Consider the following 15,662-nt stretch of genomic DNA (forward strand, 5'->3'; position numbering starts at 1 on the left):
GCCACGGGGTGACCGTGGCCGACGGGGGCCCTTTCCGTCATGCGGACGGGTCAGTGTGCGGCGGCGTCCTGGGTGATCCCGAGAGCCGCGGCGTACTGGGCGACGGCCAGCTTGCCGAGCGCGCCGTAGGCGCCGAGCACCTCGGCGGTGGCGCAGTCGGCCTCCTTGCACGCGGTGTCGAGCAGCCCGTCGGCGGCCTCCGGGCCGATCAGGTACGGGGCGAGCGCGAGCAGCGTGGAGCCCTCGCGGCGCAGCTGCTCGGCGACCGCGGCCACCGAGCCCTCCTGGTCGAGCGCGGCCGCCTTGACGGGCACGGCGAGCCGGGCGGCGAGCAGCATGCCCGTGATCCCGGCGGCCTGGACGGCTTCCTCGCCACCGGTGGTGGCCAGGACGATGCCGTCGGCGGCGGTGGTCACGGTGAAGAGCCGGGCGCGGTCGGCGCGGGCCAGGCCCGCCTCGGACAGCCGCACGTGCAGGCCCTCGGCGAGCAGCGGGTGCGGGCCGAGCACGTCGGCCAGCTCGGCGGCGGCCGAGGAGTCCATCAGTGCCTGGCGGATCCGCCGGAGCAGATCGCCGTCGGGGCCGGCCAGCAGCGGTACGACCACGGCGTCCGGGCCGGTCGGCGCCGGCACCTCGTGGCCGGCGGCGCGGGCGAACTCCGCGCGCGCGACGCGCTCGGTCGCGACGGCGGTCAGCACGCCGGACAGGGACGGGAACTCGGAATCGTCGGCACCCTCGAGGAAGCCGATCCGGGCGTCGAGGCCCGGCAGCTCGGAGCGGCCGATGCTGATGATCTCTTCCGCGAGCCCTCGCGAGGCGGCCGAGGGGGCACCGGGCACGGCGAGCACCAGCGCGGGCGCGCCCTCGGGCGCCACCGCGGGCTCGGGCCGGCGGTGCCGTCCGGTCTGGCGGGGTCGCGGCATTCGTACGGGCAGGCCATTTGCGGGCCCAGTGGGGGAGCTCATGGCGCCGCATGCTACTGGCTTGCCGGAACAGGGTGTTCGGGCAGGGCCTTGTAGCGTGGCATCTGTCCGCATTTATCCGGTGAATGGTTGACGCGTTCAACTGACGGACCGCGAGCACGGGTTCACGGACCGTGCAGCCCCGGCCTCGGTGGCCATCATCGGACGAACATCGGAACGGACATGATTCGATCATCGGAAGAGAGGTGCGCGGCCGGGCCCTGTGCGCCAGTAGAGTGACGTGTTGTGGCAGCTCTACCGTTGAACCAACTTGTCGAGCCCGGATGGGCGAACGCGCTGGAACCCGTGGCCGGGAGGATCGCCGCGATGGGTGACTTCCTGCGCGCGGAGATCGCGGCGGGCCGTACCTATCTGCCGGCGGGGGCGCACGTGCTGCGCGCGTTCCAGCAGCCCTTCGACGAGGTGCGCGTCCTCATCATGGGACAGGACCCGTACCCGACCCCGGGGATGGCCATCGGGCACAGCTTCGCGGTCGCGCCGGAGGTCAGCCCCCTGCCCGGCAGCCTGGAGAACATCTTCCGGGAGATGCACACGGACCTCGGACTGCCGCGTCCCTCCAACGGTGACCTGACGCCCTGGACCCGGCAGGGAGTGCTGCTGCTGAACAGGGCGCTCACCACGGCCCCCCGCAAGCCCGCGGCCCACCGGGGCAAGGGCTGGGAGGAAGTGACGGAGCAGGCCATCCGGGCCCTGGTCGCGCGCGGCAAGCCGCTGGTGTCCGTGCTGTGGGGGCGCGACGCGCGCAATCTGCGGCCGTTCCTCGATGGCTTCCCGGCGATCGAGTCCGCCCACCCCTCCCCGATGTCGGCGGACCGCGGCTTCTTCGGATCCCGGCCCTTCAGCCGCACCAACGAGCTCCTGGTCCGTCAGGGCGCCCAGCCGGTGGACTGGCAGCTGCCCTAGGGGGTGTCCGCGGGCGGTCGGCGCCCCCGATGTGCCGGACGTACGCAGACCCTTGACAATCCGACCTGGGGTGAAGAACATAGTCCTCACATTGGAAAGCTTGTGCCCTTCGGGCGCCACTGAGGCGCCGGCCCGACGCTCGCCGTCGGAGATGGCGGCCCTTTCCAAACCCACGACTCTCATGAACGGCCCGGTGACCCCGGGCCGTTTTTTCGTCTCCGGAGGGGAACAGAGAACATGGCCAACGGAGCCGGAAGGACCGCGATCGTCACGGGAGCCACCAGCGGCATCGGTCTGGCGATCGCCAACCACCTCGGTGGGCTGGGATACCGGATCTTCCTGTGCGCCCGGACCGCGGACGGCGTGGAGCGGACGGTCGAACAGCTGCGTGCGCAGGGCTACGAGGCCGCCGGCACCGCGTGCGACGTCCGCTCGGCCGAGGACGTCCGGGCGATGGTGACCGCCGCGGTCGAGCGGTACGGCAGCATCGACGTCCTCGTCAACAACGCCGGGACCGGAGGCGGCGGAGTCACGGCGGACCTCACCGACGAGGCGTGGTTCAACGTCATCGACACGAACCTCAACAGCGTCTTCCTGATTACGCGGGACGTGCTCTCGGTCGGCGGGATGCGCGACAAGAGCTGGGGCCGGATCGTCAACATCGCCTCCACCGCCGGGAAGCAGGGCGTCGTGCTGGCGTCCCCCTACTCCGCCTCGAAGCACGGCGTCGTCGGATTCACGAAGTCCCTCGGGAACGAACTGGCCAGGACCGGCATCACCGTGAACGCGGTCTGCCCGGGGTACGTGGAGACGCCGATGGCGGAGCGCGTGCGCAGCGGCTACGCGCGGGCCTGGGAGACCACCGAGGAGGACATCCTGCAGAGGTTCGAGGCGAAGATCCCGCTCGGCCGCTACTCGACCGTGGACGAGGTGGCGGGAATGGTCGGCTACCTCGTCAGTGACACGGCCGCCTCGGTGACCTCGCAGGCCATCAATGTGTGCGGCGGTCTGGGCAACTTCTGAGCCCTGGAGGGAAGTCGAACGCCGACGGACCCCGGCGAGGTCACCGTCGACGTCCGGGCCGCGTCACGGCCGCTCGGGAGTGCGCGTCTCGCGGTACTCGCCGGCGAGCAGCGAAGTGAGGGTGCCGCGCATGTCCTTGAGGAATCCCTCGAACTGTTCGATGAGTTCCGGCGGATACTGGGCCATCAGCGCGGTGAGACTGTCCGAGAAGGGCTGGAAGAACTCCGAGGCGGGCCTGCCGATCTCCGGGCTGCTGCGCAGGGTCACCACCCTCCGGTCGGTGTGCTCCCCACGGGTCCTGACGATGTGGCCGGCCTTCTCCAGACGGTCCACCAGCGCCGTCGTGGCGCCCGAGGTCAGTGAAACGCGCTCGCTGAGACGCGCGAGGGACAGCGGGGCGTTCTGGTCCTCCGCGTAGAGGATCTCCACCAGCGCGGCCGCGTCCGTGGAATGCAGACCCAAATGGCTGGCGAATCTGCGCGTGAATTCCGTGTAATTGGCACCCCAGGATCTGAGCTCATTCAGGATTCGCGCGCTCTGTTCCGCAGCCTGTGAAATCTCTGTTTCCTTCATCGAGTTACCCCTCATTCTCGCTGTGCTGCGCGTTCATGATGCGCACGCATTTCCCCAAGGATATAGCACCGCGTGCAAGGCCCCTGTGGGGCATCGCGGGCCGACGGAGGGCCGTACGCATGATGGCGCGGATAGTAGCCGACTGGGCCGTGGCCGCGGAGTCCCGCGAAGACCTGGACGCTCCGCTCTTTCCGGAAGAAGTGGCCGTTCTGGCCAGGGCCGGGAAGAAGCGCCGGGCGGAGTTCACCACCGTGCGCGCATTGGCCCGGGGGGCACTGGCCCGGCTCGACGTGGAGCCGGGCCCCATCCTGCCCGGGGTGAAAGGGCAGCCGCGCTGGCCGGCAGGTGTACGCGGAAGCATGACCCACTGCGAGGGCTACCGGGCCGCGGTGGTGGCACGCGCGGCGGACGGCATGGCCGTGGGCATCGATGCGGAGCCCAATGCGCCGCTGTCCGACGGCGCACTGGCCGCCATCACGGTCGGTGCCGAGGACCGGCACATCGGGGAGCTGCGCTCCCGGTCACCCCATGTGCAGTGGTGCCGCATGCTGTTCAGCGCCAAGGAAGCCGTCTACAAGACCTGGTTTCCGCTGACCGGAATCCGAATCGGCTTCCGTGACGCTCAGATCACCTTCGAACCCGAAAGCGGCCGGTTCTCCGCCCGTATTCTGCGGCCCCTCCCCGATCTCCCGGAGGCGGGAAACCTCAGCACATTCAATGGCCGCTGGGCTGCCGATGAGCAGCTCATTGCCACCTCTATATGCATTCCCGAAATCGGCCGGTGAGCCGGCCGTCGCACAAGGAGGATTTCTCGTGAAGTACACGGCATTTCTCGGCGTCCGATTCGAACCCGAATGGTTCCTCATGGATCCCGCCGAACGCGACGGGTTCGAGTCCGAGCACGTCTTCCCGATCCTTGGGAAGCATGCCCAGTTCCTCCACATTCGCCCGTTCCGTGCGGCGGCTTTCGGCGCCCGCCACACCAACTTCTTCCTCGTGCATTTCGATGACGTACCGGCCTACAACGGTCTCGTCGAGGAGCTGCGCGAATCCCCTCTGATGGCCAGGCGATTCGTCAGCATCACCGACAACTTCATCGGAATGGAAGAGACCTACCAGGCATGAGCAATCGCGATGCGCCGGTGATCGTGGCCGGAGCGGGGCCGACCGGCCTCATGCTGGCCGGGGAGCTCCGGCTCGGCGGAGCCGAAGTGATCGTCGTCGACCGGCTGACCGAGCCCGTCACCGAGTCCCGCGGTCTCGGATTCACCGCCCGGGCCACCGAAGTGTTCGCCCAGCGCGGCCTGTTGGACCACTTCACGAATCCCGAGATCAGCACCAAGGGGCATTTCGGCGGCATCCCCATGGACTACGACGTGCTGCCCGACGGGCACTTCGGCGTGCGCAACGTCGAACAGACCGAGACCGAGGGCGTACTGGAGCGGTGGGCCACCGCACTGGGCGCGACGATCCTGCGCGGCCACGAGATCACCGGCGTGCGGCAGACGGACGACCTGGTCGAGATCACGGTGGCCGGGCCGGACGGCGCCCGCGTGCTCCGCGCCTCCTACCTCGTCGGCGCCGACGGCGGTCGCAGCACCGTACGGAAGGCCGCCGGCTTCGATTTCCCCGGCCACGACGCCACCCGCGAGATGTTCCTCGCCGACATCGCGGGCGCCGGGATCCGGCCGCGGTTCCTCGGTGAGCGGGTGACCGGCGGAATGGTCATGGCCGCCGCACTCGGCGGGGGCGTGGACCGGATCATCGTCTGCGAACACGGCACCCCACCGCGCGAACGCACGGAACCGCCCGGCTTCGGCGAGGTGGCGGGCGCCTGGGAGCGGCTCACCGGCGAGGACATCGGCCACGGCGAGGCCCGGTGGATCAGCTCCTTCACCGATGCCTCCCGGCTCGTCACCGAATACCGCCGCGGAAGGGTTCTGCTGGCCGGCGACGCCGCCCACATCCATCTGCCGGCGGGCGGCCAGGGCCTCAGCGTCGGGGTGCAGGACGCGGTGAATCTCGGCTGGAAGCTCGCCGCGGTCGTGACCGGCCGCAGCGATCCGTCCCTGCTCGACACCTACCACCGGGAGCGCCACCCCGTGGGTGAGCGCGTCCTGACCAACACCCGGGCCCAGGGGCTCCTCTACCTCGGCGGCAGCGAGGTGGAGCCGCTGCGCGCCGTGCTGGGCGAACTGCTGCGCGACGAGGCCGTCGGCCGGCACCTCGCCGGCATGGTCAGCGGCCTCGACATCCGCTACGACCTCGGCCCCGGAACACACCCGCTGCTCGGGATGCGGATGCCCGATTGCGATCTGCTGACCGGTGCGGGTCCCACGACGGCCGCACGGCTGCTGCACCCCGCACGCGGCGTGCTGCTCGACCTCGCCGACGACCCCGCACTGCGCCGCACGGCCGAGGAGTGGGCGGACCGCGTCGACGTGCTGACGGCGGTCTGCGAGGACCGGCGGCTCACCGGCACCGGCGCGCTGCTGCTGCGGCCCGACGGGCACGTCGCCTGGGCGGCGCCCGACGACGCAGACCTTCCGGACGCGCTCGGCCGGTGGTTCGGGCCGCGGTGTCCGCGGACGGCGGAGCACGCGCCCCATCAGTGACGGCCCCGACGCCGGGCCCGTAACAGGAAACGAGGAAGAACCGATGCACAGCACCCTGATCGTCGCCCGACTGGCGCCGACCTCGACCGACGACGTCGGAAAGCTCTTCGCGGACTTCGACCGCACGGACATGCCGCACCGCATGGGAACGGTGCGCAGGCAGCTCTTCAGCTACCAGGGCCTGTACTTCCACCTCCAGGACTTCGAGTCCGACGACGGCGGCGAGCGGATCGCCGCGGCACGCTCGCACCCGCTCTTCGTCGGGATCAGCGAGGACCTGGGCAAGCACATCACCGCATACGACCCCGCCACGTGGCGATCGCCCGCCGATGCCATCGCGCAGCGGTTCTACCACTGGGAGCAGTAGTCATGGGAGAGGAAGTCCTGATGGAAGTCGCCCCGTTCACCATCGCCGACCTCAAGAGGATCCTGCTCGGCGCCGCGGGCGCGGACGAGAGCGTCGACATGGACGGCGACATCCTCGACGCGCTGTTCACCGACCTCGGATACGACTCGCTCGCGCTGCTGGAAACGGCCGCAGTGATCTCCCGCGAATACGGCATCGAGCTGTCCGACGATGCCGTGACCGCCGTCACCACCCCCCGCGGCTTCCTCGAGCTGGTCAATTCCGCCTGAGAACACCATTCCCCGAACGAGCAGGGAGGCACGATGTCCGGACCGCAGGTCCACGAAGTCGAGCACGAGATCACGATCGCCGCGCCCGCGAAGGCCGTGTACCAGCTTCTCCTGGAGGTGGAGAACTGGCCGCAGATGTTCCCGCCGAGCGTTCATGTCGAGCGCCTCGAAGTGAACGGCGAGCACGAACGGATACGGATCTGGGCCACGGCGAACGGCGAGGCGAAGACCTGGACCTCCCGTCGGCGGCTGCTGCCGGCCGACGGCCGGATCGATTTCCGGCAGGAGGTGTCCAGCCCTCCCGTCGCCGCGATGGGCGGTGCCTGGATCGTCGAGGCCCGGGGGGACGAGCGCTGCCGTGTGCGGCTGCTGCACGACTACCGCGCCGTCGACGACGATCCGACCGCGCTGGAGTGGATCGCCGCCGCGGTCGACCGCAACAGCCACGCGGAGCTGGAGGCACTGAGGGCCCACGCGGAGACCGGCCCCGACGCCCCCGGGACACCGATGTCCTTCGAGGACGCGACCCAGATCGCCGGCAGGGCGCAGGACGTCTTCGACTTCATCGACGAGGCACACCTGTGGGACCGGCGCCTTCCGCACGTCGCACGGGTGAAGCTGCAGGGCGAGGACGGGCTGCAGCTCCTCGAGATGGACACCCGCGCACCCGACGGGACCCTGCACACCACCCGATCGGTGCGCGTGTGCCTGCCTCCGGGCCGCATCGTCTACAAGCAGACCGGGCTGCCCGCGTTGTTGACGCTGCACACCGGTCAGTGGCGCTTCGAGGAGAACGCCGAGGGCGTGCTGGCCACCTCGCAGCACACCGTCGTCATCAACGAGGCCGCCATCACGGCCGTCCTCGGTGAGGGCGCGGGGATCGACGAGGCACGCAGCGCGGTCCGCAAGGCACTCGGCACCAACAGCCTGAGCACGCTGGCCCATGCCAAGGCCCACGCCGAGGGCCGTTCATGACCGGGCGCACCGGCGTTCCGGGGCCGCAGTGATGACGCCACGTCACACCGCCTCGGCCACGCAGGTGCTGGTCGTCGGGGCCGGCCCCGTCGGGCTCCTGCTGGCGGGCGACCTCGGGCAGTACGGCGTGCGCGTGGTGCTCGCCGACACGCTGGCCGAGCCCATGACCGAGTCACGCGCCTCACAGCTGGGCGCCGGCACGATGGAACTCCTCGACCAGCGGGGGCTCGTGGAGGACTTCGGCGGTCTGGAACACGAGCCGGCCGGCCACTTCGGCGGCCTGCCCTTCGACGCGCGCACCGCCGCGAGCAGGTGGGCGGGCAACTGGAAGGTGCCCCAGTTCCGCACCGAGGCGGTGCTGGGCGCCCGCGCCCTCGCGTCGGGGGTGGACCTGCGGCGCGAGCACGAGCTGCGCGGGCTCGACGTCACCGCGAACGGGGTCGTGGCGGAGTTCCGCACGCCCTCCGGTCCCCGCACCGTTCGCGCCGATCACGTGGTGGGCTGCGACGGCGCCGAGAGCACGGTGCGCGCCCTCGCGGGCTTCGGGTTCGCCGGGAGCGCCGCCGAGCGCGAGCTGCTGCGCGCCGACGTGGTCGGGATCCACGTGCCCGAGCACCGGTTCGCGCGCTTCGAGCGCGGCTTCGCCGCCTCCTCGCGACGGGCCGACGGCGTGACGCGCGTGATGGTCCAGGTGTCCGGACGGCCCCCGGTACCGCGCACGGGCCCGCCGTCGTTCGACGAGGTCGCGCAGGCCTGGGAGACGGTCACGGGCGAGGACATCTCCAGCGGCACCCCGATCTGGCTGGACGCCTTCGACGACGCCTGGGCGCAGGCCACCCGGTACCGTCTCGGCCCCGTGCTGCTCGCGGGCGACGCCGCCCACGTGCACATGCCGATCGGCGGCCAGGCCCTGGGCCTCGGCCTGCAGGACGCGGCCAACCTCGGGTGGAAGCTCGCGGCGCAGGCGCACGGCTGGGCCCCGCCCGGCCTGCTCGACAGCTACCACGACGAGCGCCACCCCGTGGGCAGCCGGGTCCTGGACAACGTACGGGCGCAGGCGATGCTGCAGTTCGGCGGGACCGCCACCGAGCCGGTGCGCCGGGTGCTCGCCGAGCTCCTGGCCCGGCCCGAGCTCGCGGCCCCGTTCGCCGGCCTGGTGAGCGGACTCGACGTGCGCTACGACGTCGGCTGCGAGGGCTCCGCGCTGCTGGGCGCGCGGATGCCCGACGTCCGGATCACCGCGGACCGTACCCGGACGACCGTCGCCCGCCTGCTGCGCGAGGGGCGGGGCGTCCTGCTCGATCTGACCGGGCGCGGAGCGTACTCCGGAGAGCTGCTGGCCGCGGCCGCGGGCTGGACCGACCGCATCCGCTTCGTGGGCGGCAGCTCCGCTTCGGTCCTCACCGAGGGCGCCGCGTTCCTGCTGCGGCCGGACGGCCACGTGGTGTGGACCGACCGGGCCACCGTGCCGCTGCGGGACGCGCTGCGCCGCTGGTTCGGCGAGCCCGGGGCGCTCGCCCGCCCGGCCTGACCCACTCCATCCGGCTGCCCTCCGAGGGCGGCCCCCAGCATGCCCGGATTCACCTGTCTGCCGTTTCTGTGGAGGGAAAGACGATGAGGCGACGCGTGGTCATCACCGGTGTCGGAGTACTGGCACCAGGAGGTGTCGGCACCAAGAATTTCTGGTCCCTGATCAGTGAGGGACGCACGGCGACGAGGACGCTGTCGCACTTCGATCCCGCCCCGTACCGCTCGCGGATCGCGGCCGAGATCGATTTCCACCCGACGGACCACGGCCTGCGCGCACAGGAGATACGCCGCATGGACCGCGCGGCACAGTTCGCCGTGGTCTGCGCGCGGGAGGCCGCTCTCGACAGCGGACTCGAGTGGTCCGGGATCGCCCCGCACCGGATCGGCGTGACCATCGGCAGCGCCGTCGGGGCCACCACCAGCCTGGAGGACGAGTACCGGGTGGTGAGCGACGACGGGGCGGCGCACCTCGTCGACCACACCTACGCCACACCGCACCTGTACGACTACCTGGTGCCGAGCTCGTTCGCCACCGAGGTGGCCTGGGCGACCGGTGCCGAGGGACCGAGCACGGTGATCTCCACCGGCTGCACGTCGGGCATCGACGCCGTCGGCCACGCGGTCGAGCTGATCCGCGAAGGCACCGCCGACGTGATGATCACCGGCGCGACCGAGGCCCCGATCTCACCCATCACGGTCGCCTGCTTCGACGCGATCAAGGCCACCAGCGTGCACAACGACGACCCCGAGCACGCGTCGCGGCCCTACGACAGCACCCGCAACGGCTTCGTGCTCGGCGAGGGCGCCGCGGTGTTCGTGCTGGAGGAGTACGAGAGCGCACGACGGCGCGGCGCGACGGTCTACGCCGAGATCGTCGGCTACGCCAACCGCAGCAACGCCTACCACATGACCGGACTGCGGGCCGACGGCGCCGAGATGGCCGAGGCGATCACCGCGGCGCTCGACGAGGCACGCCTCGACCCGACCGACCTCGACTACGTCAACGCCCACGGATCCGGCACCAAGCAGAACGACCGGCACGAAACCGCGGCCTTCAAGCGCAGCCTGGGCGCGCACGCCTACCGGGTGCCGGTCAGCTCCATCAAATCGATGGTGGGCCACTCGCTCGGGGCGATCGGTTCGATCGAGATCGCCGCCTCCGCGCTGGCGATCAAGCACGACGTGGTGCCGCCCACCGCGAACCTGCACCACCAGGACCCCGAACTCGATCTCGACTACGTGCCCTTGACGGCCCGCGACTGGCGGACCGACCGCGTGCTCACCGTGGGCAGCGGATTCGGTGGGTTCCAGAGCGCGATGGTGCTGTCCCGTCCCGAGAGGAACGCCGTATGAGTGCCATAGGGGTAACCGGCATCGGAGCCGTCGCGCCGAACGGCATGGGCACCGACGCGTACTGGAAGTCCACCGTTGAAGGGGTGAGCGGCATCGCCGAGGTCAGCCGCTTCGACCCGTCGGGATACCCGGCGAAGCTGGCCGGCGAGGTGTCGTTCGACGCCGCCGCGCACCTGCCGAGCCGGCTGATCCCGGCGACCGACCACATGACCCGGCTGTCGCTGGTCGCCGCGGCCTCGGCCCTGGACGACGCGGGCGTGCAGCCCTCCGAACTGCCGGACTTCAGCGCCGGGGTGATCACGGCGAGCTCCGCGGGAGGCTTCGAGTTCGGCCAGCGCGAGCTGGAGAACCTCTGGAGCAAGGGACCCAAGTACGTCAGCGCGTACCAGTCCTACGCATGGTTCTACGCCGTCAACTCCGGCCAGATCTCCATCCGGCACGGGATGCGGGGCCCCAGCGGCGTGGTCGTCAGCGACCAGGCCGGCGGCCTGGACGCCATCGCCCAGACCCGGCGGCAGATCCGCAAGGGCACCAGGCTGATCATCTCGGGAGGCGTGGACGGCTCGCTCTGCCCCTGGGGCTGGGTCGCGCAGATGGCCGGCGACCGGATGAACACGTCGGACGACCCCGCACGCGCCTACCTCCCCTTCGACCGGAGGGCCGCCGGGCACGTGGCCGGCGAGGGCGGGGCGCTGCTCGTGATGGAGGAGGTGGCCGCCGCCCGGCAGCGGGGCGCGGAGGTGTACGGCGAGATCGCCGGGTACGGCGCCACGATGGACCCGAAACCGGGCAGCCCCCGGGAACCGGGCCTGCGCCGGGCGATCCGGACCGCCCTGGACGACGCGGGCGTCTCCCCGGACGAGGTGGACGTGGTCTTCGCCGACGGAGCCGCCGTGCCCGAGCTCGACCGGGTCGAGGCCGACGCGATCAACGCCGTGTTCGGCGCCCGCCGGGTGGCCGTCACCGCCCCGAAGACGATGACCGGCCGACTGGCGGCCGGAGCCGCGTCGCTCGACGTGGCGGCCGCGCTGCTGTCGATCCGCGACGGGGTCATTCCGCCGACCGTCCATGTCGCGTGTGCCCCGGAGTACGGCATCGACCTGGTCACCGGCGCGGCGCGCGAGGCACGGGTGCGCACCGCGCTCGTCCTCGCACGGGGCCACGGCGGCTTCAACTCCGCGGTCGTGGTCCGCGCGGCACGGTGACCGCCGCGACCGCTGTGACGGTCGTCCGCACCGCGGCCGATCTCCCCGCCCTCCATGACGTCCGGGCGCCCGGCCCGGCCGTCGACGACCACCGGGAAGGAACCGGAACATGACCAGGAGATTCTCGATCGAGGACCTCAAGCGCATCCTCCGCGAGGGAGCGGGCGGCGCGAGCGAACTCGAGGGCGACATCCGCAACGCCGGCTTCGAGGACCTCGGATACGACTCGCTCGCCCTGCTGGAGACCGGCAGCAGGATCGGCCGGGAGTACGGCCTGGAGTTCGAGGACACGGCCTTCGCCGACGTCGAGACCCCGCAGGACTTCGTCGACGTCGTCAACACCCACCTGCTGTCGACCTCCGCCCACGGCTGACCCACCGACCAGGGAGATCAGAATGGCGATCACCACCATTCCCCGCAGCGACATCGACCCCTACAGCGACGCGTCGATCCTGTCGCCCTACGAGGACTACCGGCGGCTGCGCGACCTGGGCCCCGTGGTCCGGCTGGAGGCCCACGAGGTCTTCGCCGTGGCCCGGTACCGCGAGGTCTACGATGCGCTGCACGACCACACGACCTTCTCCTCGGCGTCCGGCGTGGGCCTGACCGAGACGCTCAACAAGGCGCAGAAGGGCAGCAGTTTCACCAGTGATCCGCCCTATCACGACCATGTGCGCGGTCTGGTGGCCCGGCACCTGAAGCCGAAGGCCCTGGAGCAGTTCCACGACTACATCGAGGGCTGGGCGGCCCGGCTCGTCGACGAACTCGTCGAGAAGGGCACGTTCGACGCGGTCACCGATTTCGCGCAGGCCTTTCCGCTGGCCGTCGTGCCCGATCTGCTCGGCTGGCCGGTGGAGGAGGGCAAGGAGCGCCTGCTGGACTGGGCGACCGCCGGCTTCAACGCGTTCGGGCCGCTCAACGAGCGGACCATGTCCGGTTTCCCGCTCCTCAAGGAGATGTCCGAGTTCCTGCAGCGGATGTCGGTCCCCGGGAACCTGCGGCCGGGCAGCTGGGGCGCGCAGCTCGTGAGCGACGCGAAGGACGGCAGGATCGAGGAGTACCTGCTGCCCGGCCTGCTCGGGGACTTCCTCGCCCCCTCGATGGACACCTCCGTCAGTGCGCTGTCCAGCATGCTGTGGCTGTTCGGATCGCATCCGGAGCAGTGGAGCCAGGTCCGCGCGGACGAGGCGCTCATCCCGAAGGCGTTCAACGAGATCATCCGCATCGAGTCGCCGCTGCGCGGCTTCACCCGGCTGGTCACCCGGGAGCGGGAGCTGGGCGGGGTCCTCCTGGAGCCCGATACGCGCGTCCTGCTGCTGTACGGCTCCGCCAACCGCGACGAGCGTCACTGGACCGACCCGGACACCTTCGACATCCACCGGCCCGGGGTCGCACAGCACGTCGGCTTCGGCCACGGCATCCACGGCTGCGTGGGCCAGGCGCTCTCCAGGCTGGAAGGGCACGCGCTGCTGAAGGCGCTGTCCACGCGGGTCCGTTCGATCGAGATCGGCGAGCCCACCTGGCGGCTGCACAACACGATCCGCGGAATCGCGTCCCTGCCGGTGACGCTGCGGACGTGATCCCCAGGACGGCGGGGCGGCCGGTCATGAAGCTCGTCGTCGACCGGAGCCGCTGCGAGGGGCACGGGCTGTGCCACGCCGTGGCACCGGACCTGATCCGCGTCGACGAGGGCTACGCGGAGCTGCTCCACGACGGTGACGTACCGACGCACCAGCAGGGCGCCGCCGTGCGCGCGGCGCGGACGTGTCCCATCGCGGCGCTCAGGGTGACCTGAGCGCCGCCCGCTTCGACAAGGAGGGTGGTGGCGAAGATGAGCAGGACGGCCTTCGTGTTTCCCGGCCAGGGTTCGCAACGCGTGGGTATGGGCCGGGAACTCGCCGAACGGCACCCGCAGTTCCTCGACTCGCACTACCGGGTCGCCGACGAGATATTGGGCATCCCGCTGACCGGGCTGTGCTGGCAGGGCCCGGCCGCGGAGCTGGGCGCCATGCCGGTGACCCAGCCCGCGGTGTTCCTGACCAGTGTCGTCGCCCACGAGGTGCTCCGCGGCCACGGGGTCGTGCCCGACGTCGTGGCCGGCCACAGCCTCGGGGAGTTCGCGGCGATGGTCGCGGCCGGAGTACTGGAGTGGACCGACGGCCTGCGGCTCGTCCGGCTCCGCGGTCAGCTGATGGAGTCGGTCAATCGCCGGATCCCGGGCAGCATGGGAGCCGTCATCGGCATCGCGCCGGCCGAGCTGGAGGACCTGTGCGCCCGCGCCGCTGCCGAGACCGGCGAGGTGGTCGAGATCGCCAACCACAACGACCACCGCCAGATGGTGGTGTCCGGCCAGACCGGGGGAGTGGCCCGACTGCTCGAACTCGCCGAACGGGCCGGAGCGGAGCGGGTGCTGACGCTGGACGTGGGCGGCGCGGCGCACTGCAGCCTGCTGTCCGGCATCGAGGCGGAGTTCGCCGACGCCCTCGAGGCGTTCGAGCTCCGCGACCCGGTCCTGCCCGTGGTGTCCGCGGTCACGGCCGCGCCGGTACGGACCGCGCGGGAGGCGGCAGCCTGCCTGCGCCGGCAGTTCACCGGCCGGGTGCTGTGGGCCGACACCGTCCTGGAGCTCGCGGGCTCCGGCGTCGACCGGTTCGTGGAGGTCGGACCGGGCAAGGCACTGAGCAGCCTGTGCGCCCGGCTGTGCCCGGACGCCGAGGTGTACCGGACCCGCGACGCCCAGCGCCTCGACCGCGTGGTCGCGGCCCTGGGCCGCGCCGGGGCGCAGGGGGCCGGGGCGCGATGAGCGAACGCCGGATCGTCCTGCTGCTGCCGGGGCAGGGATTCCAGCACGCGGGCATGGCCGTCGAGCTCTACCGGCGCGAGCCGCGGTTCGCCGCCGTGGCCGACGAGTTCCTCGACGCGCTGGGCCCCGGCGGGAAGGCCGTCCGCGACGACTGGCTGGCCTGCGCCGACGGCGCTCCGGCCGACCGGGGCACGACGGCGCAGCCGCTGCTGTTCATGATCGGATACGGGATCGGGGCGGTACTGGCGGGCCGGGGCATCCGGCCGTCCGTGCTGATCGGCCACAGCGTGGGCGAGCTGGCCGCGGCCACGCTCGCCGGCGTTTTCGACCTGCGCGCGGCGGCCCGGATCCTCTCGGCACGCTGCGCGGCGCTCGCCGACGCCCCCGCGGGGGGCATGCTGGCCGTCGCGGGGGCACCGCCGACCGTGCTCGACTGCATCCGCAGCCGGTCGGTGGGGGAGAGCGTGGTGGTGGGCGCGCACAACGGCCCGCAGCAGACGGTGCTCGCCGGGCCGGAGCCGCAGCTCTCCGAGGCCGAACGGGCTCTGCGCGCCGGGGGGATGACCGCCCGGCGGGTGCGTTCGCTCGAACCGTGGCACTCGCCCGCGATGGACCGTGCCGCGCGCAGGTTCGCCGCGGCGGTCGCGGCCGAGACGCTCGGTCCGGCGACGATCCCGATCGTGTCGACCCGTACCGGCCGTGTCGTCACGGACGCGGAGGCCGTGCGGCCCGAGTTCTGGGCGGCCCAGATGGCGGCGCCGGTGCTGTTCTGGCCCGCCCTCGCCGGTGTGCTCGACGGCGCGGACTGCACGGTCGTCGACGGCGCGCCGGCCGGCGGACTGGCCACTCTGGCGCGCAGGCACGCTGCGGTGCGCGAAGGTCGCAGCACGGTGGTTCCGCTGCTGGCACCCCCGGGGCGCGATGCGTGGACCGTCTGGAGCGGGGGGATCGCGGAACTGGAGGCAGCGGCACGGGCCTGATCCCGCCGGGCCGGGACCTGCGGGCCGTACGGGGAGGGGGTGCCGGCGCATGCGCCGGCACCCCCCTTTACGACGTCATGACG

At 71.6% G+C, this 15,662-nt stretch carries 18 protein-coding genes; 16 read left to right on the forward strand and 2 right to left on the reverse strand.

Features of this window, described 5'->3' with window-relative positions; translation table 11 throughout:
• Positions 1 to 50: 50 nt before the first annotated feature.
• Complete coding sequence (locus ACWGE1_RS33530) at positions 51 to 965, reverse strand: sirohydrochlorin chelatase (protein ID WP_453424224.1); 915 nt, start codon at positions 963 to 965, stop codon at positions 51 to 53.
• A gap of 243 nt (positions 966 to 1,208) precedes the next feature.
• On the opposite strand from ACWGE1_RS33530, the gene ACWGE1_RS33535 reads away from it, so the two are divergent.
• Both ACWGE1_RS33535 and ACWGE1_RS33540 read left to right on the forward strand, forming a co-directional pair.
• Complete coding sequence (locus ACWGE1_RS33535) at positions 1,209 to 1,886, forward strand: uracil-DNA glycosylase (protein WP_453424225.1); 678 nt, start codon at positions 1,209 to 1,211, stop codon at positions 1,884 to 1,886.
• Between the two features lie 237 nt (positions 1,887 to 2,123).
• Entirely contained in the window at positions 2,124 to 2,909 is a 786-nt protein-coding gene (locus ACWGE1_RS33540) for an SDR family NAD(P)-dependent oxidoreductase (RefSeq protein ID WP_453424226.1), read from the forward strand.
• Positions 2,910 to 2,972: 63 nt separating this feature from the next.
• Here the strand turns inward: ACWGE1_RS33540 and ACWGE1_RS33545 are convergent, their stop codons facing one another.
• Positions 2,973 to 3,371, reverse strand: coding sequence for a MarR family winged helix-turn-helix transcriptional regulator (locus ACWGE1_RS33545; RefSeq protein ID WP_453424227.1), 399 nt, complete (start codon positions 3,369 to 3,371; stop codon positions 2,973 to 2,975).
• Positions 3,372 to 3,601: 230 nt separating this feature from the next.
• Here ACWGE1_RS33545 and ACWGE1_RS33550 point away from each other — a divergent pair, with 230 nt between their 5' ends.
• The 14 genes from ACWGE1_RS33550 to ACWGE1_RS33615 all read left to right on the forward strand — a co-directional run bounded on the left by ACWGE1_RS33550 (position 3,602) and on the right by ACWGE1_RS33615 (position 15,579).
• Positions 3,602 to 4,267 carry a 4'-phosphopantetheinyl transferase family protein gene (locus tag ACWGE1_RS33550; RefSeq protein WP_453424228.1) on the forward strand — a complete coding sequence of 222 codons (666 nt, stop codon included), beginning with the start codon at positions 3,602 to 3,604 and terminating at the stop codon, positions 4,265 to 4,267.
• A 28-nt stretch (positions 4,268 to 4,295) separates the two neighbouring features.
• Entirely contained in the window at positions 4,296 to 4,607 is a 312-nt protein-coding gene (locus ACWGE1_RS33555; RefSeq protein ID WP_453424229.1) for a darcynin family protein, read from the forward strand.
• A complete protein-coding gene (locus tag ACWGE1_RS33560) occupies positions 4,604 to 6,097 on the forward strand; it encodes an FAD-dependent monooxygenase (RefSeq protein ID WP_453424230.1) in 1,494 nt (497 codons plus the stop codon). Before ACWGE1_RS33555 ends, ACWGE1_RS33560 begins: the two co-directional genes overlap by 4 nt.
• Positions 6,098 to 6,140: 43 nt before the next feature.
• Positions 6,141 to 6,464, forward strand: a complete 324-nt coding sequence (locus tag ACWGE1_RS33565; protein ID WP_453424231.1) for a TcmI family type II polyketide cyclase — start codon at positions 6,141 to 6,143, stop codon at positions 6,462 to 6,464.
• A 2-nt stretch (positions 6,465 to 6,466) separates the two neighbouring features.
• On the forward strand, positions 6,467 to 6,733 hold the full coding sequence (locus ACWGE1_RS33570; RefSeq protein WP_453424232.1) for an acyl carrier protein: 267 nt from the start codon (positions 6,467 to 6,469) through the stop codon (positions 6,731 to 6,733).
• A gap of 33 nt (positions 6,734 to 6,766) precedes the next feature.
• Positions 6,767 to 7,708, forward strand: a complete 942-nt coding sequence (locus ACWGE1_RS33575) for an aromatase/cyclase (RefSeq protein WP_453424233.1) — start codon at positions 6,767 to 6,769, stop codon at positions 7,706 to 7,708.
• Positions 7,709 to 7,739: 31 nt separating this feature from the next.
• Complete coding sequence (locus ACWGE1_RS33580) at positions 7,740 to 9,239, forward strand: FAD-dependent monooxygenase (RefSeq protein ID WP_453424234.1); 1,500 nt, start codon at positions 7,740 to 7,742, stop codon at positions 9,237 to 9,239.
• An 83-nt stretch (positions 9,240 to 9,322) separates the two neighbouring features.
• Complete coding sequence (locus ACWGE1_RS33585; RefSeq protein WP_453424235.1) at positions 9,323 to 10,591, forward strand: beta-ketoacyl-[acyl-carrier-protein] synthase family protein; 1,269 nt, start codon at positions 9,323 to 9,325, stop codon at positions 10,589 to 10,591.
• A complete protein-coding gene (locus ACWGE1_RS33590) occupies positions 10,588 to 11,796 on the forward strand; it encodes a ketosynthase chain-length factor (RefSeq protein WP_453424236.1) in 1,209 nt (402 codons plus the stop codon). The genes ACWGE1_RS33585 and ACWGE1_RS33590 overlap by 4 nt, the downstream gene beginning before the upstream one ends.
• A 109-nt stretch (positions 11,797 to 11,905) precedes the next feature.
• Positions 11,906 to 12,169, forward strand: coding sequence for an acyl carrier protein (locus ACWGE1_RS33595; RefSeq protein ID WP_453424237.1), 264 nt, complete (start codon positions 11,906 to 11,908; stop codon positions 12,167 to 12,169).
• A gap of 22 nt (positions 12,170 to 12,191) precedes the next feature.
• Entirely contained in the window at positions 12,192 to 13,376 is a 1,185-nt protein-coding gene (locus tag ACWGE1_RS33600) for a cytochrome P450 (protein ID WP_453424238.1), read from the forward strand.
• Positions 13,373 to 13,591 carry a ferredoxin gene (locus tag ACWGE1_RS33605; RefSeq protein WP_453424239.1) on the forward strand — a complete coding sequence of 73 codons (219 nt, stop codon included), beginning with the start codon at positions 13,373 to 13,375 and terminating at the stop codon, positions 13,589 to 13,591. Before ACWGE1_RS33600 ends, ACWGE1_RS33605 begins: the two co-directional genes overlap by 4 nt.
• Before the next feature lie 36 nt (positions 13,592 to 13,627).
• The gene (gene fabD / locus ACWGE1_RS33610) at positions 13,628 to 14,599 is read left to right on the forward strand and encodes an ACP S-malonyltransferase (protein WP_453424240.1); all 972 of its coding nucleotides are present in this window, start codon (positions 13,628 to 13,630) and stop codon (positions 14,597 to 14,599) included.
• Positions 14,596 to 15,579 (forward strand): acyltransferase domain-containing protein, encoded by a 984-nt coding sequence (locus ACWGE1_RS33615; RefSeq protein ID WP_453424241.1) that lies wholly within the window; start codon positions 14,596 to 14,598, stop codon positions 15,577 to 15,579. The genes fabD and ACWGE1_RS33615 overlap by 4 nt, the downstream gene beginning before the upstream one ends.
• Positions 15,580 to 15,662 lie beyond the last annotated feature (83 nt).

The sequence above is a fragment of the Streptomyces sp. NPDC054932 genome (assembly GCF_053610205.1).